The following is a 21,182-nucleotide window of genomic DNA, read 5'->3' on the forward strand; positions in this document are numbered from 1 at the left end:
CAATTCGCCGCAGGTTTCGGCCTTGCACCTTTCGTTTGGTCGGATTCGAACGGATGGATGAGCGAACAACAACATGATCGTAGCAGTGAGCCGGGAGACGCGGTCCCCCACATCCTTCGCCAATGGCTGTCGCCATTTCGTTTCTGGTTTACCGCGCCGAGTTGGGAGCATCTGCTGGTCCTGGTGATGGGTGCGCTCCTTTCGCCTGGCAAGCGAACTGTGACGGCCTGCTTGCGGATTACCGGTCGTGCGGAGGCAAGCAATTTTGCCGCCTATCATCAACTCCTAAACCGCGCCCGCTGGAACCCCCGCCTGTTGGCGGCCCGCCTGCTATCCATCATCGTTGCCAGGTTCGTGCGCGTTGGCCCCGTCGTGATCGGGATGGACGATACAATCGAACGGCGTTGGGGCCAACGCATCGCCGCTCGTGGCATTTATCGTGACCCGGTGCGCTCAAGCCACGGGCACTTCGTCAAGGCAAGCGGCCTGCGCTGGTTGAGCTTCATGGTCCTTTCCCCTGTCCCATGGGCCAAATGCATCAAAGCCCTGCCCGTGTTGACGATCCTGTGCCCCTCTGAGCGTCATGATCAGAAGAAGGGCCGAAAGCACAAGCTGCTGACGGATTGGGCAAGGCAAGGCGTCTTGCAGCTTTGCCGCTGGCTGCCGGACCGCGAAATCATCTTTGTCGGCGATAGCAGCTTTGCCGTTCATACACTGGCTGCGGCTCTGCCCGGCACGGCCACTCTCATCACGCGGTTGCGTCTGGATGCCAGTCTCTTTGCTCCACCGGATCAGAGGCACGAACATTCTCTGGGGCGACCGGCGCAAAAAGGCAGGCCATTGCCGAAACTGAAAACGCTCCTCAAAGACACGAAGACCGAGTGGCAACGCATCGTCGCATCCTCTTGGTACGGCAAGCAAACCGACAAACCCTTGATGTCACCTCAGGAACCGGCCTCTGGTATCGGCGTGGAACGCCCCCGAGACCAATTCGCTGGGTTCTCGTTCGAGACCCGTCAGGCCGTCGTGAACCCCAGGCGTTCATGAGCACCAACGTCAACCTTGAGCCCGCTCAGATCATTGCCTACTTCGTTCGGCGCTGGCAGATCGAGGTCACCTTCGCCGAAACCCGTGCGCATCTTGGCGTGGAAACCCAACGGCAGTGGAACGACAAAGCCATCATGCGCACGACACCGTCGCTGCTGGCGCTCTACAGTCTCTGACACTCTGGGCATGCGAAATGCTTGGCCGAGGCGCTCTTCCCTATGCTGCAGCATGGTACAAGAAAACAGAGTTCACCTTCTCCGATGCCATCGGCGCGGTTCGCATGGTCCTGTGGGGCCAGGACATTTATCGACAGTACCCGCCAGACCCGGACGTTCCTCAAATTCAACCAAACCGACTCAAGCGCATGACACAAGCCCTTTGCTTCGCCGCATAATGTACAAAGTCGAGCTAAGAGTCGGACTCGAAAAGAGGTCAATGATAGCAATATCTTGAGAGACGGCGCGTGATGAGGCGTATGTGGGCGATCATGATCCACGCCTCGGCGGAAGCGACGGATTTCTCGAAGTCCTTCGCCAGCCTTCTGCATCTGCCGAGCCATGCGAAGGTCCGTTCAACGACCCATCTGCGCGGTAGAACCTCGAAGCCCTTTGCCTTGTCGGATCGCTTGATGATTTCCAGTGTCCAGTGCCCGATTTTCCGCAGTCGCCTTTTCAGCTTGTCACCCGCGTAGCCGCCATCGGCAAAGACATGCAGCAGCCAAGGCCATCTTTGGCGGATGGATTTCAAGAGGTCCGGAGCACCGTCCCTGTCCTGAATGTCAGCGCTATGGACCATGAGACCGACCATCAGGCCGAGCGTGTCGACAAGGATGTGACGTTTGCGTCCCTTGATCTTTTTTCCGGCATCATAACCCCGAATGCCGCCGCTTTCGGTGGTTTTCACGCTCTGGCTGTCTATGACGCCTGCCGTCGGGCTGGCCTCTTTGCCTTCCAACTCGCGTGCTTCCATCACGAGATGATGGTTGATCCGGCTCCACAGACCCATTGCTCTCCATTCGTAGAAATAACGTGACCTGCCACTAATCTTTCATCCAGCGGCGGTTAGAGCCCCGGCGGTTTTGAATACGCCAAGTGGCGGGGTGGTAGCAACCGGCGGAAACGCGAAGCTTTCATCTTGCGCAGCGTTGGAGCCGGTTGCGGCGATGGACCCGGCATAGTCTGCCGGGGTTTGATATCCGAGCGATGAGTGTGGCCGGAAATTGTTATAATCTTCGGCCCATTCAGCGATGGCGCTGCGAGCATGATCGAGGCCGAAGAACAGGCTCTCGTTGAGCAACTCGTCGCGCATGCGGCCGTTGAAACTCTCGACATAGCCGTTCTGCATCGGTTTGCCCGGCGCGATGTAATGCCACTCGACCTTGTGATCTTTCGACCAGGCAAGGATGGCATTCGACGTGAATTCCGTGCCGTTGTCGGAGACGATCATGCCCGGTTTGCCACGCCGTTCGATCAGTGCTGTCAGTTCTCGCGCCACACGACGACCGGAGATAGATGTGTCCGGGATCGCCGCCAGGCATTCGCGCGTCACATCATCGACGACGTTGAGAACGCGGAAGCGTCTGCCGCAGGCAAGCTGATCGTGGACGAAATCCAATGACCAGCGGGCATTGGCCTTCGCTTCGACCAGGATCGGCGCACGGGTGCCAACAGCACGCCGCCGGGCTTTCCGCTTGCGGACCGAAAGACCTTCCTCGCGATACAGCCGGTAGATGCGGTTGACGCCGGATGGCTCTCCGTCCCGCCGAAGCAGGACGAATAGCCGCCGGTAGCCGAAGCGTCTTCGCTCACTGGCCAACTCGCGTAGTTTCGCTCGCAATTCAACCTCCAGCGGTCGGCAGGACCGATAGCGGATCGTCTTGCGGTCGGCGGATATAATCTGGCAGGCCCGCCGTTCCGAAAGACCCATGACGGTCTTCAGATGCGTGACGGCGTCACGCTTGGCGGCAGGCCCTACCATTTTTTTGATAGAAGCTCCCGAAGAGCGGCTGCATCCAGCATCTGCTCGGCGAGCAGCTTCTTCAGCTTGGCATTCTCGTCCTCAAGCGCCTTCAGCCGCTTCGCCTCAGAGACCTCCATGCCCCCGTATTTGGCCTTCCAGTTATAAAACGTTGCTTCTGAAATCCCGTGTTTGCGGCAGAGGTCGGCTGCCTTCGCGCCAGCCTCTTGCTCCTTCAGCACGGCAATAATCTGCTCTTCCGAAAATCTCTGCTTCTTCATGCGTCCGTCCCTTAATAGGCCGGAACTCTAATCCATTCTGGAGGAAATTCGCAGTGGCAGGTCAAACGCTGAACGGTTGAACAGGGCGGGAAATCCTTCGGCAGCATACGCCACTGGCAACCCGTCGAGGCGATGTAGAGCAGCGCGTTCAACACCTCTCGCAAATCTGTGGTGCGGGGACGCCCGACACGTCGCGCCGCTGGCAGAAAGGGCTGCACCAGGCTCCATTCACGATCCGTCAGATCGCTTGCATAACGGGTCGCGCGCCGGGCATAGTGCCGACGGGTGATTTCAGTCAGGCCATCGTGAGCTCCATCGAATCTTTGCAAATCCGACGGAACCACAACCTATTGAAATCACCCACTTCTTTTTGAGGCAGTCTCTAAGATGCGGGGAGAACAGAAAAGGGCTACCCCAAAGGCTGCAGATACTCAGACGGTTAATTGACTTCGAAAAACGCCCAACGTCAGCGGCGTTATCAAATCAGGGTTAGAGGATGCAGTCGCAAGAGCCTCGGTAACGTTCCACCACTTGGCATTTTTTGTTCCGTCCCCAAATGATTTGGGTGTTCCCTCTCCCTCGCATGAGATCACCAAGAGAAGAGATGGATATGGACCAACCACGTACTGAGACACAATTGTTGGATAGACGGTTAAAACCGCATCTTTGCTGCTGATGTCAAATCTAAAACTCTTATCCAGGATACGTGTTAATTTAATTCCCGTTTCTTCTTGTACCTCACGGGTTAAGCAATCTGTTACTGCCTCAAATGCCCGGAGTTTCCCCCCGGGAAGCTCTATTTTTCCCGAGTTTTGTTTATCCGATTGCGGCTTCCACCTCTCTTGAAGCAGAATTTGTGTTTTGTTGGAACCATGTTTATAGACAAGGCCATATACATTCGGAATAGAGAGTTCTTCTTTCATGCTATGTAGCTTGTTTCCATTTAGATGGAACATATTTCGCAGGTAGTAGGCTTGCTACTTCTACTATGGAATGGGACAGGCCATTGTGCAGAATTGCCTTCATTTTCAGATTGTAATCGAGTAAGAGCTCCCGGCAGAGCCCGCAAGGAGGAACGACGCGTGGGTTACCCTCTTCGCTCGGTTTGGGATGACGGACTGCTACTATAAGTTGGGGAGTCGTGTGCTTAAGTTCGAGCGCACGTCCAAGGGCCATCGCTTCTGCGCAGATCGAGGCACGCCCTACTCCAGCCTCGAGATGGAGGCCGAAGGTGATCGACCCGTCTTGGCAGAGTACAGCTGCTCCAATTTGGTGGCGTTCCTCGACATACCTTTCAGAAATATACGCCGTGGCTTCACCAACCAAATCGTGAATGGCTGCATCTCTATCCGTAATCCATTCAATTTGATCCTTGCTTGTCGCGGGTTGACTGCTCCACTTGACCACCACTTCACGTAGCATGTTGTCGAGATCATCGAAGCCTTTGTCATTGACGACATGTACGCTTGCGTGAATCGACACTTCGCCCTTTTCCGTAATGTGTTGATCGTCGCCAATCGTGGCGTCCGCTCTCGAAAGTTTTCTCGCACGCCTCAAGTCGTCTGGCGCCTTGATCTCTACAATTTTGAACCCAAGCAACTGGAGTCTTTGGAGGTCAATAGGTCGCGCGTCGTCGCATACAATTGTGTCGTGGCCCAACAAATAAAGATATCTACATCTCCGAGCAAAATCCTCCATCATAAACGGGGGCCGGATTTTTCGAATGTGCGCGCCGAAAAAATTCAGGAGTTCGCCGTCTTGCTGCCCGATTTCGAGTTCGGTGCCCATTCGCGCGTAAGCCTGGCGTTGAACGTCGTATAGAGGCTTGCCAATAGAGCATTGGGCTACTTTCCTGCCCATCATTTCGATCATCCTGCCGATGACTTTAGCGGAGGTGGATTTTCCCGCTCCGGGTAAGCCTGTGAGAGCAATGAGTAGCGGTTGTTTATTCATTATGAACATACGAACACCGAGTTTTTCTTTTCAAGCACAAATGCTCCCGTTTTTGCGATATCTGCTTCAACAGAGCTTCGTACGAAACTTATGAGCGAAGTGGTCATTTCGTCAGTTAACCAGTCACCAGCGTTTGATTTTACGCCACAATAGCCGTGTCCGTCGGAGTAAAACCTCATGTAATCGTCGACTGCGGGGAAAACGAGCTTATCGATGTAAGGAACCTCTTCGACGTGATCAAACGAGGCCGCCAGATAACGTTCAGCATTTTCTAGTACCATCTTTCCACGACGACCTTTTGGAAGCGCGTTGATGAATTCTGTTGGAAAGCCTGCCTTCTGCATGCCATCAAAGTGTAGGGAGTACATCTTCGACATTGAGTTATGCGCTTCGATAGCAACAGTTAATTTCCCTCCGAGGCGCACTAGCCGTCGCAGTTTTCCAATAAGAGCTTCGGGATCGGTGATGTAGTGAAAGAGGAAATTGACCATGACGCGGTCAAACTGTCCATACTTCTCAGGGTCGAGTTTGGTAACATCGTCTTCGACAAATTGGACAGGAACCCAGGCCGTATTGACGTTGGCCTGGGCTAGTTTGAGCATTGCTGGAGCAATGTCTATGGCGGTGACGCTGCCACCGTTGCGTAAGCGAGTGACAACGTCTCGAAGAATGAACCCGTTGCCGCAGCCCATGTCGAGCAATTTCTCTGTTCCGGACAAGGCAAGGCAGTCGATTATGTGATCGATGAGCGGCCGTGGGTTGAAGCGGAATTGGTTTTGAATAGTTTGTTGTGTTCCAAGAGCAAGATTGCTTCCGAAATGGCCCTTGATGTATTCGTGTCCAAAATTTATCATAATCTTTCTCCATGTGCAGACGTTTTATGTTGAGAAGAAGCATAATTACTGTCTAGTGTGGCGAAGATTTTTGGCATCTAATATCCTATTCGCAAGTCGTTTCCTGACCTAACGCTTTTTCAAAGTCCTGCTGTATTTTTGATACTTGTGGCCCAACGCTGCCTTGGTATTTTCCGCTGTAAAATGTCCGGCGACCATAGGGCTTCCAGAAGGAAACCTGGCCAATTCGCATGTTCGGGGTTATTGCGACGCTTCGTGTCGCAAAAAGCTGAAATGTGAGCTGTCCAACTGAACCGAGGTCTATGAGATCAGCTGTAACGTGTACGAACAAGCCCAACCTCGCGATGCCTGAACGAGCGTGAAGTACTGGTACAAAATGTCGGCTTCCGACTTTCTCGCGAGTATGACCAAGCAGAAAATCGCCCTTTTCCATAACCAATATTTCACCAGCGGAGACCCTGATCTCCTGTGTTTTCGGCTTGACAGCAACATCGATGAGGCCATCAACGTAGCGGATAAATGTATTACCCAACGTAACATCGTAGGAATTCGTTGTGATGTGGTCCCGCGAAAACGGATCGATCGTGATCTTGCCGCTAGAGACGCTCCGTTCAATGAGATCACCAGTGAGGATCATCTACCGGCTCTCCTTCGTTTATTGTCGACGGAAACGGATTGGAATTGCAGGCGTATACGCCAGAGTATGGGCTAACATCCCCTGCGTTCCGCCAAAATGAAACTTGACCGATTGTCATCCCTGGATAGACTTTAATCGGAAGGCAGGATTTGAGTTCCAGCGTCCATTTGTGGCAAGAACCCGTATGGCCAAGATTAGCGGACGCTTGGAGAAATAAGCCTAAACGACCTATTGAACTGCGTCCAATTAGCGACATAGCATACCTCGCGCTTCCCAGTGTTTCGTGGGTGCTACCAAGGTAGAATCGATCAGGTCGTAGTATGATCCCATCAGAGCTAATCGTCAGGTGTTCGTCTTCGTGATCTCCAAAGTTAGAAACTTCGATGATTTTATCAGAGAGATGATAATTGTAGCTATTTGGATTGATACATTCATAGCGGAACGGCTCGATCACTATGTTGCCGCATTTAACTTCCTTCACAATTTTCGAACCCGTCAAAATCATGATCAATACCCACTGATTAATGCCATGTACACACTTGTAAGCGTCGCTCGTGCGGACCACCTCTACAGTGAGGGGAGCAAGAACCATGCCACCCCAGAAAGCAGTTCAGTTTCAAAACGTTGGGTTTTCGCGTCCGCTTCTGCCTGTTTACTGGGGAACAATTTTGTCAGGCTTCCTACAATGGTTTCCGGGCCAACGGGAAACGCGGGTGACCGCCACCTGGGATCATCATCGGCAGACCCTCAGAGGGAGCTCCAATTTGCTTGGGCCGTGGGTGCGAGGTCGTTCCGCGTGCATCACGCCGGACTCAACACTACACGCTCAGGCACCTCGCCCGTGGTGACGAGGCGCCACAGGGCGATCAGCAGTTTGCGGGCAAGCGCCACGATCATCGTCTTGCGCGTGGCGCTCCGGTCGTTGCTCGTGAGCGCTGGAACCGTTTCGCAAGCGCACCAACATGCCGCATCGGACGCGGTCATTGCCGGTGCGTGACAACCCAGACATAGCCGAAGCTTCCGGCCTCGTCGATGTTGAGCGCATCGGCGAGAACGTCGTTATGCTGAAGCTTAAATAAGAGCGGAATCAACCCTCGAGTAGTGCCCTGGGTAACATCGCAGCCCTGCGCATGGCGCAAAGCATGAGCGCTCGCCCTCCTCCCAGGACTGATCAAGTTCAAAACCCCCGACGCCTCCTTCCGGCTCGGGTCTTTCATTGGCCTCATATCACTCATTTTCTGCAAGAAAGCCCAGTTGCCTCATCGGCCCGCTCTCGCCGGAGCTTTTCGTCTTCGCTTATGGACAGACGACGGGACAGACTACCGAGAACCAGATTCAGGAAAGCCGCCGGCGTTCAGGTCGAACCCCGCCGGATCGTCACCGAGAGGGTCTCCGGCAGCACCGCCATCGCGCAGCGCCGCGGCCTTTTCCGGCTCATGGACGAGTCCGGCGATATTTCGATCGTGACCAAGCTAGACCGCCTCGGTCTCGACGAGATCGACGTCAGCACCACAGTCAGGGCGCTAGCCGAAATGGGCGTGAGGGTCTATTGCCTCGCGCTCGGCGGGGCAGATCTCACCAGCTCGGCCGGGACGATGACCATGAACGTGCTCAACGCCGTCGCCCAATTCAAGCGGGATCTGCTGATCGAACGAACGCACGCCGGTCTCAAGCGCGCCAAGTCGGAAGGGAAAGCCCTCGGCCGGCCCTCGACGCTGGGCGACAAACAGAAGCAGGGTGTGCGCGACGATCTCGCGACAGGGCTGAGCGTTTCAGCGATCGCCAAAAAATTCGCGACCAGCCGACAGAGCATTATGCGGGTTCGCGACGAGCATTCTCGTTCAGATCGGTCTTAGCGTGTCTGGGGGAGCAAAAATCTCTTACCGATCCCTATGGAGAGAGGTTCCGGAGTTCAACCATCAACGGGCGGCAAAGGTGTCCGCCAACGAGCCGTACGCGGCCAACGCAGTGTCAGCGAGAGGGGATCCTTCCCCCGCACGGTCCAATGTAGTGCATGGTCCGTGATTTCCATTATGGCAGTGGCCCCCGCCGCTTCGCCGACCGTGAAGGTCTCCGTCAACGACTGCAACGAGAGATGTGGGACGCCATCCACCGTCGTCAGTGTATTCCAATGGACATGGCCGGCAATCGCCGCGATGGGGCAAGGGGCCTGCGAGATGACCTGACGAATATCGTCGATCTCAGCATAGGTCGCGTGGCCGGGATTGTTTTCGAAGTAGAAGTTGCTTTTCAGCGAATGACCCGACAGCGGCACGTGAGTCAGCAGTAGGGTTGGGCGCTCATCGTCGTTGAGGAGATCCCGCAGGGATGACAAATCACCGTCATCGAGACGGAGACCGTGCTGGCGCGACAGTTTGACCGAGGGTTGCCAGAATGCAAGGCGCACCCCTCCGACGAGCACCGAGCGGGTGTTCGTTGGACCATCAAGCAGCGCTTCGTTGTCGCTTTGCGTCAAGCAGTTGAGATCGTGATTGCCGCAGATATGATGCCGCGGAGCATCGAGCTGTTGGAAGCGTTGCGCAACCTCCGCCAGAAGCTCCCGGTCTCGCTCAGAACTCTCATCAGAAATCCGATCGCCAAGATCGACAATTGCATCATAAGCGGCGTCGTTGGCATCGGCGACGAACTTCTCGAGGAGGGGCAACGCTGCCGTTCCCCGCGCCGAGGTCAGGTCTCGTCCGTTGTGAATGTCACTGATGAACGCGATACGAATGGCGGTCATGTGGATCCCTCTTGGGCCAGATGGTGCGACCAGGCCTGCTTTGCCCCACAAAGGATTCTACGGGCTTGCGCGATAGTCATGTGAAAAAAATTCAGCTACATTAGCTTTATTACTGAAGTAAGCTCATTTACAAGTAGGATAGTTGATTGTTCAAAAACATCGGATCTTAAAGATGCAGATACGCGCAAGTTTGATCGATTTGGATGGCACACTGATAAACGGCCAAGGCCTCCTACCTGGAGCCAAGGAGCTGTTGGCCCGGTTCGATCATTTTGCACTTGTTTCGAATGATTCAGAGCACACTCCCGTGCACCTAGCGAATAGGTTGTGTGGGTTAGGGTTATCCATCTCGCCCGAGCACATCCTGCTTGCCGGAGCCGCCGCACTGGAAAGCATTGCCAAAGAACGGCCTGATGCGCGGGTGATGCTCGTCGGAAGCACCATGCTCTCGCAATATGGGCAAGACCTTGGGCTGCATTTCGTCGGCCACGATCCCGAAATTGTTCTCCTCGCCCGCGATCGAAACTTCACATATGCGAAGCTCGCGGCAGCCAGCAATGCGGTTCGCAGCGGCGCCGAGCTGATCGTCGCCAATCCGGATGTGACCCATCCCGGACAAGACGGAGACGTCGTTCCTGAAACAGGAGCGCTGCTGGCGGCGGTTCTTGCATGCGCTGGCGACGTTCCATACAGGGTGATCGGCAAGCCCGAGCCGTACCTGTTTGAGCGGGCGCTTAATCGCCTCGGCATTCGTCCTGCGGACGCCGTCATGATTGGTGACAATCTGCTAACCGATGGGGTCGGTGCAGAACGCTTGGGCATTGAATATATCGACGTTAATTCCGCTGCATGCGCGAATTTGCTGAAAGCAGCCTAGCCTTTAGGATCGTTAACGATGCGAAAACCAGCCTCCAGCAAAAAGTCTTTCAAGTCCGAAGTGAATGTCGTGTCGCCGTCATCGCTCAACGGGATGTTGGCGCGAATCGATGCCAGCTGTTCAAGTCTGCCGCCGACCGCCCGCCGCATCGCCGACTACATCAGCAACCACGCCGTCGAGGTAGTCCACATGTCGGTCACCGAACTTGCCGAGAGGGCCGAAGCAAGCGAAGGCAGCGTCGTTGCCCTTTGCCAGCAATTGGGAGCACGCGGATTTCAGCAGCTCAAGATCGCTTTGGCGCGGGATCTGGTTCAGCCGGTCCAGTTCATCCAGGAGGATTTGACGCGGGAAGATGATGTTCCCACCGTGATCGAGAAAATCTTCCGGGCAAACTTGCAAGCGCTGCAGGACACATTGAACGTCGTTGATACCAATCAGATGTCCCGCGCCGTCACCGCCATTCTTAACGCCGATCGCGTCGAAGTCTACGGGATCGGCAGTGCAGCGCCCATTGCCGAGGATGCAAACTACCGTCTGTTGCGGATCGGGATTGAGTCCAAGGTCGTGCTTGATTCGCACGTACAGGCTATCAGCGCCTCGCTTACGGGCCCGAATGTCGCAACAATCACTGTTTCGCATTCCGGTAGCACACATGAGACGATCGCAGCCACACGGCTCGCGAAGGAAGCGGGCGCGACGACGATCTGCATCACAAACTTCGGCAAGTCGCCTATCCAGGCGTATTGCGACATAATTCTTCAGACCATGGCGAAGGAAACCGGCTTTCGAACTGAAGCCATGACGAGCCGGATCGCACAACTCGCCATCGTTGATGCGTTGATCTCATGTCTCGCGCTGGCAAGCTATGAGAAGGCGATCGCGACGATTAACAAAACGTTCGACGTCCTATCGATCAAAAGAGCGTAGCCGGCTGCTAGTCTATTCCATCAGACACTTCTCTTATTGCGATCCTGACTGAGATAGTCTCATGTGAATTCGCCGTAATCAGTGAGATATTTTCATCGCACTGTCATCTTTGATTGCTAAGAAGATAATGACGGTCTGCGTAAAGGCTCGAACCGGAAATGTGCAACTTCGGAGGAAGGAAATGTCCAATGGCAGGAACATATATTTGAAGCGCCGCTGGGTGCTGGGAGCTGCAGTCGCAGCAGTGCTTTTATCCGGCAACACGGGCGCAATGGCCCAGGAGGCTTTGGGGGACAATTGTGGCTATGCCTATGTCTTTCAGGAGCCGCTTGCCGGCAATACCGCCGAGCAGACCATTGTGAAGGGACTCGAGCGGGCCGAGGCAGACTTCGGAATCACTATAGACATCATCGACGGCACCGGTTTGTCCGGCCTTGGCGACAACCTCCGAGCTGCGGCTTCGAAAGGATGCTATCTGGCTATCGGCACGGCTTTTTTTGCTTCCGGGGAAATCTTGACGCAAGTTGCCCGCGATTATCCTAAACAGCGGTTTTTCATCGAAGGCGGTGTCGCCACCGGGCCTAATGTGACATCGTACGCGCAGGCCAACCAAGAAGGCACCTATGTCGCTGGCGCGATGGCGGCCACAATGTCGGACGGCAAGCCCATCGGGATCATTACCGGCGACGATTCCCCGCCGCTCAAGGCGTTCAGTGCAGGATTCATCGCAGGCGCCAAATCTGTCGACCCGGACATTACCGTGCTCGTCAATTCGGTAGGAAGCTTCATGGATCCGGCCAAGACAGGCGCCGTTGCCTTGTCACAGGCCAGCAAGGGGGCGACTCTCATCTTCCCTGCCGCGGGCTCGAACCTGCAGGTGTACTTCCTGGGCGAGCAGCACGGCTACAAGACCATCGCCTCCGACCTCACGGACTATAGTAATGCAATGCCTCGCAAGCCTGCGCTCGGCTTCGTAGTTGCCTCGGCAGAGGATCAGACCAATTACGCGATCCTCAAGCAATATGTGGAAGACACCCATGAAACCGCGTCGAAGGCACTCGGCCTCAGGGACGGCGTGTTCAGCATCCCCTTTGTCACCGATAACGGGTCTGAAGATTTCGACTTGCCGCAAAAGGTCATCGATGGAGGTAAAAAGGCGTTTGACGATATTGTGAGCGGCAAAGTGACGGTTCCCCGTTCATGAAAAACGCAGCATCCGCGAGCGCAGCAGTTGACTGTCAGCAGTTGCGCTTGTCCTTCGGTTCCCTGCGTGCGCTCGATAATGCTGATCTGCGCATTGCACGCGGTCGGATTTTGGCTCTGGTGGGAGAAAACGGCGCCGGCAAGAGTACCTTGGTCAGGGTGATCGCAGGTGAGCTGACGCCTGACGAGGGACTGGTAGCGGTGAATGGAACCGTTGCCCTCGTTCGTCAGCAGCTGTCCATCGCTCCTGACCTCACCGTGCTTGAAAACATTGTCTTTGGCGCTGAGCATGCGCGCGGCAGGAACATTTTGGGGCTCAAAGGTATCGACTGGCGTGAACGACGACGACGCGTCGTTGAGTTGATGGACCAGACAGGTTTGAACGTACCTTTAGAGTGTCCGGCGGGGACGCTGGCCCCAGGGCTTCAACAGCGAGCAGAGCTCTTGGGTGCACTGCTTCGTGGTGCGGACATCCTGCTTCTCGATGAGCCGACAACCTATTTGGCTCCCGACGAAGTGGATGGCTTGTTCGCCATCATTCAAGGTTTGGCGGAGACGGGCGTCAGCACAGTCTTCATCAGCCATAAGCTGCGGGAAGTAGCCGCCCATTGCGACGAGGTTGTTGTCTTGCGCAAAGGACGTTCGGTCGCCTGGTTTGAGCGCAAACCTTTCGACCTTTCCATAATAGGGCAGAGCATGACCGGCGTGGGGCTACCAACGTCGGAGGCTAAGGCAGTCGAATTGAGACCACCACGCTTCGAAGGAGATTGCCAAACCCGCCTCATAGCCGCAAACGGTAGATTGCTGGTAGCGGCCGGCGAAATCGTCGGGATTGCGGGCGTGGCAGGGAACGGCCAAGATGAGTTGTTTGCGACACTCGCCGGCATTGATTCCGACGAACGCTACCAGCCGGTACTTTTTGACGGGGCCGACATGACTGCGGCAACGAATTGGGAGCGGCGTCGGCTTGGCCTGCGTCTGATCCCTTCCAACGTCAAAGCTGCCGGAAGTGCGACGAGCGCTTCTCTTGTCGATACCGTCTTGACCGCAATGGTTCCGGACCGCTTTCGCAACAAATGGGGCTTCGTCCGGCGGCAGTTCGCTGAAGAAGCAACCCAGAAACTGATTGAGGAAGCTGGGGTCGTCGCAAGCGGGCCACACCAACTTGCCGGAGAGCTCAGCGGGGGCAACTTGCAGCGTCTGGTCGTGGCACGCGAGCTGGACGGTGCTTTGGTACTTGTCGCCCATGAGCCGACACGCGGAGTCGATTTTGCAGCGTCCATAGCTATCCGTGACCGGTTGAAGCGGTTCGCTGCCAAAGGGGGGGCCGTGTTGTTGCTGACGAGCGACCTTGAGGAATTGATCGAACTTAGCGACCGCGCGCATGTCATATACAATTACCAGCTCGGCCCAAGCTGGCCAGGCGGCGAGTTGTCAATTGAGCGTCTAGGGGAACTGATGGGCGGTCTCGGCACTGCCTCGAAGGCAGGTGTGTCGTGACGGGAGGGATGCGGATTGCCATCACGCTAGCTCTGGTTGCAGCCACGGCTCTGGCGCTGGTGTGTGTCGTCGTGCTCCTTGTCAAAGGGCCGGCCGAAGTTCTGTCCGCATTGGGTTCACTTCTCAACGGCATCGCCGGTTCACCGACGGCTATCGGGGCAACCGGCAAGACGCTGACTCCCATCCTGCTCATCGGTACTGCGTCGTGTTTGAGTTTTCGCGCCGGGCAGTTTGACGTCGGCCAACTCGGCCAGTTCGTGCTCGGTGGCGTGTTCGCCGGAGCGATAGCTCCTATTGTTGCCGCGCCAGGCCCCATCGTCATCGTCGTCGCATTGGCTGCGGGCGCGCTAGCGGGAGGACTGTGGTCCCTCCTCATCTCGCGGGCTTCCTTAGTCGCGGGAGTTCAGCTAGTCGTAATGAGTTTGATCGCCAATTATTTAGCGGAAGGTCTGGGCCGAATGGTTACGCGAACGCTGTTTCAGGACCACAACACCTACAGCGTCATTGCGACTCAAACGATTTCCGAACAAGCTTGGTTGCCCATCCTGCTGCCGCGAACGAACTTCCACTCTGGGATCATATTTGCCTTTGCCTTGATCGGCCTTGCCTTTGTTGTCGTCAAGGGGACCGTGCTCGGTCATCGCCTCACCATGTTCGGACTGAATCCGGTCGCCGCTGCCCTTTCCGGTGTCGATGCCCGTGGATTCCAATCTCGCCTGCAGGCGGCAACAGGCGCGATTTGTGGCTTGGCAGGTGCGATCGAGGTTATGGGGCATTTTCATCGCTACCAGGATGCGAGCTTGGGCGGCGCGAACTCAGTCGCTTGGACCGGAGTGATCGCTGCCATTCTCGTGTCCGGGAGAGTACTCGCTGTTCTTCCAGCCGCTTTGCTACTCGCGGCCTTGACGACGGGTTTTGCCGGTATTCAGCGAGATCTTGGCATTCCGTCCGGGCTCGGAGTGCTGATGGCCGGTCTCGTTGTCATTACAGCGGCGTTCATGGCGAAGGGTGGGGGAAATCGGGTCCGGCCGAGCTCTGGCCGTGCACACGGCAAACAAAGCGCGAACTCCGATGAGGGGAACGGACAGAGCAGCGCCGGAGAGATCGCGCCGGCCAAACAGCAAGCGTTGGAGAGCGGTAATGTTTCTCGATGAACTCCTAAGCGCCAATCTCTGGTTTCTGACACTGCAGGCCGCCACACCGCTTTTGGTGGTTGCCATAGGCGTCTACCTGCCACTGCGAGCGGGCATTCTCAACATCGGCTCCGAGGGCGTTATGCTGCTCGGCTGTTTTGTCACAGTGCTCGTCGCGGCAAAGACGGGCGGCAATGTCGTGGCCGCGACCCTTGCGGGCGCGTTTGGCGGCGCGCTCGCGTGCGCCGCATTCGCACTGCTTGCGATCAGCTTGAGCGCGAACTTCATCGTCGTTGGGATTGGCATCAACCTTGTCGTTGCCGGACTGACCGCCACGGCAACCGTCGCGCTTTTCGGCACGGCCGGGACAATCTCGACCCCTGAGTTGCGAGCGCTTCCCAATTGGTCGGTACCGGGACTCGAAGCGGTGCCCTGGATTGGAGATGTGATCAGCGGTCAAACGCCCTTAACGTATTTGAGTTGGGTGATCGCGCCTTTTTTTGCCACGTGGCTTGCCAACACACGGACCGGTTTGACCGTTCGTATGACCGGAAGCAGGCCAGACATAACCGATGCGATGAAACGACCGGCAGCGAGAACACGTTGGTTTGCGTTGGTTGTCGGCGGCGCGATGATAGGGCTCGGCAGTGCGCAATTGGCGCTAGCCGCTGCGCCGCAATTTTCGCCAAACATGACCTCAGGACGAGGCTTCATCGCACTAGCACTGGCGCTGGTTTCCGGGTCAAGGCCGATGGTTCTGTTGCCGCTAGCAATCGTGTTTGCCGCCTTCGATATCCTTGGCATAAACCTGCAAATCGTGGGTTTGGCGACGGAGCTGTCTAGCGTGTTGCCCTACATAATCATTGTCCTGCTTTTGCTGACCCAACCTCTTTATAAAAGATTTCGATCCGCTACAGAGAAAGCCGAAGGCAAGCAGTGGAGCTGCGCGGAGCAATGATTGCAACGCCGGGCCGAAACGACCTCGCGGTGCGGACCAATGCGTCATCGATTACGACGACGCACTCTCAACTTGCCGATGACCTTCCTGAAAGAGCGCCGGGTACGGCCATACGACTTTTGGCAACAAGGGATTTGCTCGGCACAATCATCCCGTTGCCCGCGACCTATGGAATCGGGGGCAGCGTTCATGGCCGCTTCACGAAAGGCTTCACATAGGATGGTGGGATCAGACGAACTGTATGGGTGGGAAAATGGTCGGTCCGCTATCCGCGCCTGACCTCCTGGTCGAGGAAACCATCGAGGAGACACGCTGACCTTTCTTGGGACTGTCAGGAATTCTGTGCGGTGGGCCATGATGATGAAAAGGAGAGAATCATCACATGGCTATCGAGAAAGAACTTCTGGACCAGCTCCTGGCTGGACGTGATCCATCCGAGGTTTTCGGCAAGGACGGTTTGCTGGACGATCTGAAGAAGGCGCTTTCAGAGCGCATCCTCAATGCGGAGCTTGACGACCATCTCGACGTCGAGCGCCTGGAGGGCGGCCCCGCCAACAGGCGCAACGGTTCCTCCAAGAAGACGGTTTTGACTGGCACATCGAAGATGACGCTGACCATCCCGCGCGATCGGGCGGGTACCTTCGACCCAAAGCTGATCGCCAGATATCAGCGCCGGTTTCCCGATTTCGACGATAAGATCATTTCGATGTACGCCCGTGGTATGACAGTGCGCGAGATCCAGGGGCATCTTGAAGAGCTCTACGGCATCGATGTGTCGCCGGATCTGATCTCGGCGGTGACCGATACGGTTCTGGAGGCCGTCGGAGAGTGGCAAAACCGGCCGCTCGAGCTTTGCTACCCCCTCGTGTTTTTCGACGCCATCCGGGTCAAGATCAGAGACGAGGGCTTCGTACGCAACAAAGCCGTCTATGTCGCCCTGGCCGTGCTCGCTGACGGCAGCAAGGAGATCCTCGGGCTCTGGATCGAGCAGACGGAAGGGGCAAAGTTCTGGCTGCGGGTCATGAACGAGCTGAAGAACCGCGGTTGCCAGGATATCCTAATCGCCGTGGTCGACGGCTTGAAGGGCTTCCCCGAGGCCATCACCGCCGTCTTTCCCCAAACAATCGTCCAGACCTGCATCGTCCACCTGATCCGGCACTCGTTGGAGTTCGTATCCTACAAGGATAGAAGGACCGTTGTGCCGGCGTTGAGAGCCATCTACCGCGCCCGAGATGCCGAGGCGGGCCTGAAGGCGCTGGAGGGGTGATGTCACGTTGTCAGCGGCTTAACGGTTGTCGGATAATGGGTTGGGATGAACAGTCCGGCCGTAAGCTACAAGAACCACCGCTTTCCACCGCAGATCATCGCCCGTGCGGTCTGGCTGTATTTTCGGTTCCCTTTGAGCCTGAGGATGGTCGAGGAGATGCTGCTGGAGCGCGGTATCGTCGTCTCCCATGAGACGATCCGGAGATGGGGTCGCAAATTCGGAACGGCTTATGCCAGGCAGTTGTGCAGAAAGAGGCCTTCGCGAAAGGATATCTGGCATCTGGACGAGGTGGTGATTTCCATCGGCGGCCGCAAACATTGGCTCTGGCGTGCCGTTGACCAAGACGGTTACGTTCTCGACGAGATCGTTCAAGCCCGCCGCGATACCCAAGCCGCCAGGCGATTGCTGGTCAGGCTGCTGAAGAAGCAAGGCCTGACGCCGAAGCGGATCGTCACCGACAAATTGCGCTCATATGGTGCTGCAAGACGGGAGGTGATGCCCGCCGTCGAACATCGATCGCACAAGGGCCTGAACAATCGAGCCGAGAATTCTCACGTGCCGCTTCGAAAACGGGAGCGGATGATGCAGGGATTTCGATCCGTCGGCGGCTTGCAACGGTTCATATCGATCTTTTCGGCACTCCGAAATCTCTTCGTCCCCCCGCACCAGAAAAACTCAGCCCTCGCCATCCACATCCATCGGATCCGCGCAATGGCGCAGTGGAAAGCCGTGACCGGCGCAACCGCCTGACGTCTCACATAAGCGCCTTGTTCCGACCTTGATCAAACAACGTGACATCGCCGGCAAGACGCATTCTGGTGCGCCGGGCGCGGAGTTTCAAAGAACGCTAACTGACAGTCGACGGGTGGGGGTGCAAGGGAGCTTGGGATACCTGTCAGGGTAATAGTTAATGACTTTAACGCGAAAGATCGCGCCAGTCTCACCTATATCGACAAGGCGCGGCAATCCTGCCGTACGATTGCGAAGTGATAAGACCGCGCTGTCGGTCGACAACTGCGTGCTGGCATTGCTAACGCATCCGCGGAAATAGCACCTGGTGGCAACGGCCAAGTTTCGTCGTCGAAGGCGATCAGGGAGATCCTGCGCTTGCGGGGTATGCGCCGCCTACGCCCCATTGATTCCGCATGTTTCTGAACATTGAGGTTTCTGCCAGAAGGTTTTCGGCAAGAGCTGGAGATTTGGAATGGCGGATGGTGAGGGATTTGTTGGGCGATGCGAAGTTGTCGAGCCTCGTCGTGGAAACCGGCGATGGCCCAATGATCTGAAGGCGCGGATTGTAGCGGAGAGCCTTCAACCCGGTACGCGGGTTGTTGATGTTGCGCGTCGCCATGATCTGCTTGCGCACCAGCTATCGGACTGGCGCCGGCAGGCGCGTCAGGGACTTCTGGCGCTGCCTGCGGAACTGATGGCAGGGGTTCCTTGCGAGGATAGCGGAGCATTCGTGCCTGCCTTTGTGCCCCTGGCGATTACGACGGAGCCGAAGGAGGCTGCCGATGCATCACCAATACCGGAGCCGGTCGAGATCACTTCGGGGATCATGACAGTAGAAATAGGCGCAGACCTCCTGGTGCGGGTTCCCGGCGATGTGCCGGTTGATCGGGTTGCGGCCTTGGTGCGGGCGATGCGAGGGACGGCATGATCGTCGCGGGCCAACGATTGCCGATCCTGATCGCGACGCGGCCGGTGGACTTCCGCTGTGGCCACCAGGCGCTGGCATTGATGGTGCAGACCGAGTTGAAGCTTGATCCGCATTCCGGCGTCACCGTGGTCTTCCGGTCGAAGCGCGGCGATCGTCTGAAAATCCTGGTATGGGATGGCACCGGAATGGTGCTGACCTACAAAATCCTGGAACAGGGCAGTTTTGCCTGGCCCAAGGTGCAGGATGGAACGATGCGTCTTTCTCGGGCTCAATACGAAGCCTTGTTCGAAGGATCGACTGGCGACGAGTTATGGCGCGGCGGGTAACAGCGCCGAGTGCGGCAGGATGACTCACCTGCTTGATTTTGGCATTGTTTTATTGGGCTTTTCTGCTTCGATTTGCTATGAAGACGCATGTCGCAACCGATCGATCTCAGCCAGTTCCCGGACCTTCCTGTCGAGGTATTGAAAGCCTTTGCGGCGGTGCAGTTCGAGCTGTCGGTCGAGCGTGCGGCACGCCAGCATGAGCAGGCGGTGGTGGCCGAAAAGGACGCCTTCATCAGCGAGCTGAAGGAATTGATCGAGAAGCTGGAGAGCCAGGTTCAGGATTACCGCCGCACGAAGTTCGGGCCGAAATCGGAAAAGCTCGATCCGGCGCAGATGGAACTGGCGCTGGAAGACCTTGAGACGGCGATTGCCGAAACACAGGCCCAGATCGCTGTTGTCGAGGGAAAGATCGCGGCCAGCGGATCCGATCCCGAAAAGGCCGTCCCGCGCAAACAGCGCAAGGCGCGCTCGCTGCCTGAGCACCTGCCGCGAGTCGAGCGGGTGATCGAGCCCGATAGCATTGCTTGCCCCTGTGGTTGCGGCAACATGGTGCGGATCGGCGAAGATCGGACGGAACGGCTCGATCAAATTCCGGCTTGCTATCAGGTGATCGTCACGATCCGCCCGAAATACGCGTGTCCCAAGGGCCGCACCGGCGTGGTTCAGGCCAGGGCGCCGGCACATCTGTTGGAAGGCAGCTGGCCGACCGAAGCCCTGTTGGCGCAGATCGCCGTGTCCAAGCCTTCCGAACATATGCCGCTCAACCGTCAGGCGACAGTCATGGCCCGACACGGAGTGCCGATCGACCGCACGGTCCTGGCCGATTGGATGGGGCGGACGGGTGCTGCGATCGCGCCGGTGGTAGACCGCATGGCCATGCTCCTGAAACAGGGCAGTTCAAGACTTTATGTCGACGAGACCACGGCCCCGGGTGTTGGATCCGGGCCGCGGCAAGACGAAAACTGGCTATCTCTGGGCTATTCTGCGCGACGACCGCGGCTGGAACGGATCTGCGCCGCCGGGCGTGGTGTTCCATTATCGGCCGGGGCGTAAAGGCGAATATGCCGCAGAAATCCTCGACGGCTTCGACGGCACGATCCAGGTCGATGCCTATGGCGGCTACTCCCATCTCGCCACGCCAAAACGCACGAGTGGCGATCCGTTGAGGCTGGCCTTCTGCTGGGCACATGGCCGCAGAAAACTGATCAAGTCCCAGCCGAAGAAGGGTTCGCCCATCGTCGACGAGGCGTTGTTGCGCACCGCCGCTCTCTACAAGATCGAGGACAGCATCCGAGGTTGTGATCCCGATCATCGCCGGGCTATCCGCCAGAACCTGTCCCTCCCGCTGGTGGACGAGTTCTTCACCTGGCTGACAGCGCAAGCCAAGCGCGTATCGCGCAAGTCCGACCTCGGCGAAGCCATGGCCTATATGCTGAAACGCCAGGACGGCTTCCGGCTATTCCTCGACGACGGCTGCGTCGACATCGACTCCAACCTCGTCGAAAATGCAATCCGCAGCCCAGCCATGAATCGCCGCAACGCGCTGTTTGCCGGGCATGACGAGGGTGGCCGTAATTGGGCCCGTTTCGCCAGCCTGATCGGCACATGTAAGATGAATGGCGTTGAACCATATGCCTACCTGCGCGATCTCTTCATCAGCCTCGCAAATGGCCACCTCGCCAAAGACATTGACGCCCTGATGCCCTGGGCCTATGCGCAACGGATCAGTGCCTCATAATGACCTCGTCCGGGACTCCTCGACGAGCTCACAGAACCACCAGCAAGCAAAAGACCTGACCGTTGCAACCGCATAATCAATGGGACGGAGACGCCGCATACGTCCTCTTTACGCGGAGTAGT

General features: G+C 56.8%; 18 protein-coding genes and 6 pseudogenes. 14 read left to right on the forward strand and 10 right to left on the reverse strand.

The genetic code is table 11. The features are described from left to right. Nucleotides 1–57 precede the first annotated feature (57 nt). Nucleotides 58–1,047: an IS701 family transposase gene (locus N2599_RS37145; protein WP_260308668.1), complete on the forward strand. Its 990-nt coding sequence runs from the start codon at nt 58–60 to the stop codon at nt 1,045–1,047. Beyond that, nucleotides 1,044–1,223, forward strand: a complete 180-nt coding sequence (locus N2599_RS37150) for a hypothetical protein (protein ID WP_244564774.1) — start codon at nt 1,044–1,046, stop codon at nt 1,221–1,223. Before N2599_RS37145 ends, N2599_RS37150 begins: the two co-directional genes overlap by 4 nt. Before the next feature lie 256 nt (nt 1,224–1,479). Here N2599_RS37150 and N2599_RS37155 read toward each other — a convergent pair. The 9 genes and pseudogenes from N2599_RS37155 to N2599_RS38180 all read right to left on the reverse strand — a co-directional run. Next, nucleotides 1,480–2,073: pseudogene (locus N2599_RS37155) on the reverse strand (IS5 family transposase); the annotation flags it as partial. Between the two features lie 21 nt (nt 2,074–2,094). After that, nucleotides 2,095–3,284, reverse strand: a protein-coding gene (locus N2599_RS37160; RefSeq protein WP_260308669.1) for an IS3 family transposase whose coding sequence is annotated in 2 segments (ribosomal slippage) — nt 2,095–3,032 and nt 3,032–3,284 — 1,191 coding nt in all. Because the reading frame shifts where the segments join, the coding sequence is not laid out codon by codon here. Between the two features lie 68 nt (nt 3,285–3,352). Then, nucleotides 3,353–3,613, reverse strand: a pseudogene (locus tag N2599_RS37165) (transposase); the annotation flags it as partial. A gap of 102 nt (nt 3,614–3,715) precedes the next feature. Further along, nucleotides 3,716–4,207, reverse strand: a complete 492-nt coding sequence (locus N2599_RS37170) for an NUDIX hydrolase (protein WP_167333952.1) — start codon at nt 4,205–4,207, stop codon at nt 3,716–3,718. 1 nt (nt 4,208) lies between these two features. Next, complete coding sequence (locus N2599_RS37175; protein ID WP_051336853.1) at nt 4,209–5,237, reverse strand: hypothetical protein; 1,029 nt, start codon at nt 5,235–5,237, stop codon at nt 4,209–4,211. Next, nucleotides 5,237–6,091: a class I SAM-dependent methyltransferase gene (locus N2599_RS37180; RefSeq protein ID WP_027513731.1), complete on the reverse strand. Its 855-nt coding sequence runs from the start codon at nt 6,089–6,091 to the stop codon at nt 5,237–5,239. The genes N2599_RS37175 and N2599_RS37180 overlap by 1 nt, the downstream gene beginning before the upstream one ends. 85 nt (nt 6,092–6,176) lie before the next feature. Next, complete coding sequence (dcd, locus tag N2599_RS37185) at nt 6,177–6,728, reverse strand: dCTP deaminase (RefSeq protein ID WP_027513732.1); 552 nt, start codon at nt 6,726–6,728, stop codon at nt 6,177–6,179. Next, complete coding sequence (locus tag N2599_RS38120) at nt 6,712–7,320, reverse strand: dCTP deaminase (protein WP_375714170.1); 609 nt, start codon at nt 7,318–7,320, stop codon at nt 6,712–6,714. Before N2599_RS38120 ends, dcd begins: the two co-directional genes overlap by 17 nt. 209 nt (nt 7,321–7,529) lie before the next feature. Continuing rightward, complete coding sequence (locus tag N2599_RS38180) at nt 7,530–7,712, reverse strand: hypothetical protein (protein WP_037144238.1); 183 nt, start codon at nt 7,710–7,712, stop codon at nt 7,530–7,532. A gap of 277 nt (nt 7,713–7,989) precedes the next feature. On the opposite strand from N2599_RS38180, the pseudogene N2599_RS37195 reads away from it, so the two are divergent. Further along, nucleotides 7,990–8,584: pseudogene (locus tag N2599_RS37195) on the forward strand (recombinase family protein). Nucleotides 8,585–8,640: 56 nt separating this feature from the next. Here the strand turns inward: N2599_RS37195 and N2599_RS37200 are convergent. Next, the gene (locus N2599_RS37200) at nt 8,641–9,522 is read right to left on the reverse strand and encodes a metallophosphoesterase family protein (RefSeq protein WP_245209335.1); all 882 of its coding nucleotides are present in this window, start codon (nt 9,520–9,522) and stop codon (nt 8,641–8,643) included. A 121-nt stretch (nt 9,523–9,643) separates the two neighbouring features. On the opposite strand from N2599_RS37200, the gene N2599_RS37205 reads away from it, so the two are divergent. From N2599_RS37205 to tnpC, 11 genes and pseudogenes are all read left to right on the forward strand, one after another. Next, a complete protein-coding gene (locus tag N2599_RS37205; protein ID WP_063829635.1) occupies nt 9,644–10,348 on the forward strand; it encodes an HAD-IIA family hydrolase in 705 nt (234 codons plus the stop codon). A gap of 93 nt (nt 10,349–10,441) precedes the next feature. Further along, nucleotides 10,442–11,275: a MurR/RpiR family transcriptional regulator gene (locus N2599_RS37210; protein ID WP_027513735.1), complete on the forward strand. Its 834-nt coding sequence runs from the start codon at nt 10,442–10,444 to the stop codon at nt 11,273–11,275. A gap of 205 nt (nt 11,276–11,480) precedes the next feature. Further along, nucleotides 11,481–12,479 carry a BMP family lipoprotein gene (locus tag N2599_RS37215; RefSeq protein WP_167333953.1) on the forward strand — a complete coding sequence of 333 codons (999 nt, stop codon included), beginning with the start codon at nt 11,481–11,483 and terminating at the stop codon, nt 12,477–12,479. Continuing rightward, complete coding sequence (locus N2599_RS37220) at nt 12,476–13,978, forward strand: ATP-binding cassette domain-containing protein (protein ID WP_027513737.1); 1,503 nt, start codon at nt 12,476–12,478, stop codon at nt 13,976–13,978. The genes N2599_RS37215 and N2599_RS37220 overlap by 4 nt, the downstream gene beginning before the upstream one ends. An 8-nt stretch (nt 13,979–13,986) precedes the next feature. Continuing rightward, the gene (locus N2599_RS37225) at nt 13,987–15,132 is read left to right on the forward strand and encodes an ABC transporter permease subunit (RefSeq protein WP_027513738.1); all 1,146 of its coding nucleotides are present in this window, start codon (nt 13,987–13,989) and stop codon (nt 15,130–15,132) included. After that, nucleotides 15,119–16,069 carry an ABC transporter permease gene (locus N2599_RS37230; RefSeq protein ID WP_027513739.1) on the forward strand — a complete coding sequence of 317 codons (951 nt, stop codon included), beginning with the start codon at nt 15,119–15,121 and terminating at the stop codon, nt 16,067–16,069. Before N2599_RS37225 ends, N2599_RS37230 begins: the two co-directional genes overlap by 14 nt. Nucleotides 16,070–16,451: 382 nt before the next feature. After that, nucleotides 16,452–17,330: pseudogene (locus N2599_RS37235) on the forward strand (IS256-like element ISRm3 family transposase); the annotation flags it as partial. A gap of 5 nt (nt 17,331–17,335) precedes the next feature. Beyond that, nucleotides 17,336–18,086: pseudogene (locus N2599_RS37240) on the forward strand (IS6 family transposase). Between the two features lie 454 nt (nt 18,087–18,540). Then, the gene (gene tnpA / locus N2599_RS37245) at nt 18,541–18,996 is read left to right on the forward strand and encodes an IS66-like element accessory protein TnpA (RefSeq protein WP_087005347.1); all 456 of its coding nucleotides are present in this window, start codon (nt 18,541–18,543) and stop codon (nt 18,994–18,996) included. Continuing rightward, complete coding sequence (gene tnpB / locus N2599_RS37250) at nt 18,993–19,322, forward strand: IS66 family insertion sequence element accessory protein TnpB (protein ID WP_260308665.1); 330 nt, start codon at nt 18,993–18,995, stop codon at nt 19,320–19,322. Before tnpA ends, tnpB begins: the two co-directional genes overlap by 4 nt. Nucleotides 19,323–19,409: 87 nt before the next feature. After that, nucleotides 19,410–21,060: pseudogene (gene tnpC, locus N2599_RS37255) on the forward strand (IS66 family transposase). Nucleotides 21,061–21,182: the final 122 nt, after the last annotated feature.

Origin of the sequence: Rhizobium sullae, from assembly GCF_025200715.1 — a bacterium.
GTDB lineage: Bacteria > Pseudomonadota > Alphaproteobacteria > Rhizobiales > Rhizobiaceae > Rhizobium > Rhizobium sullae.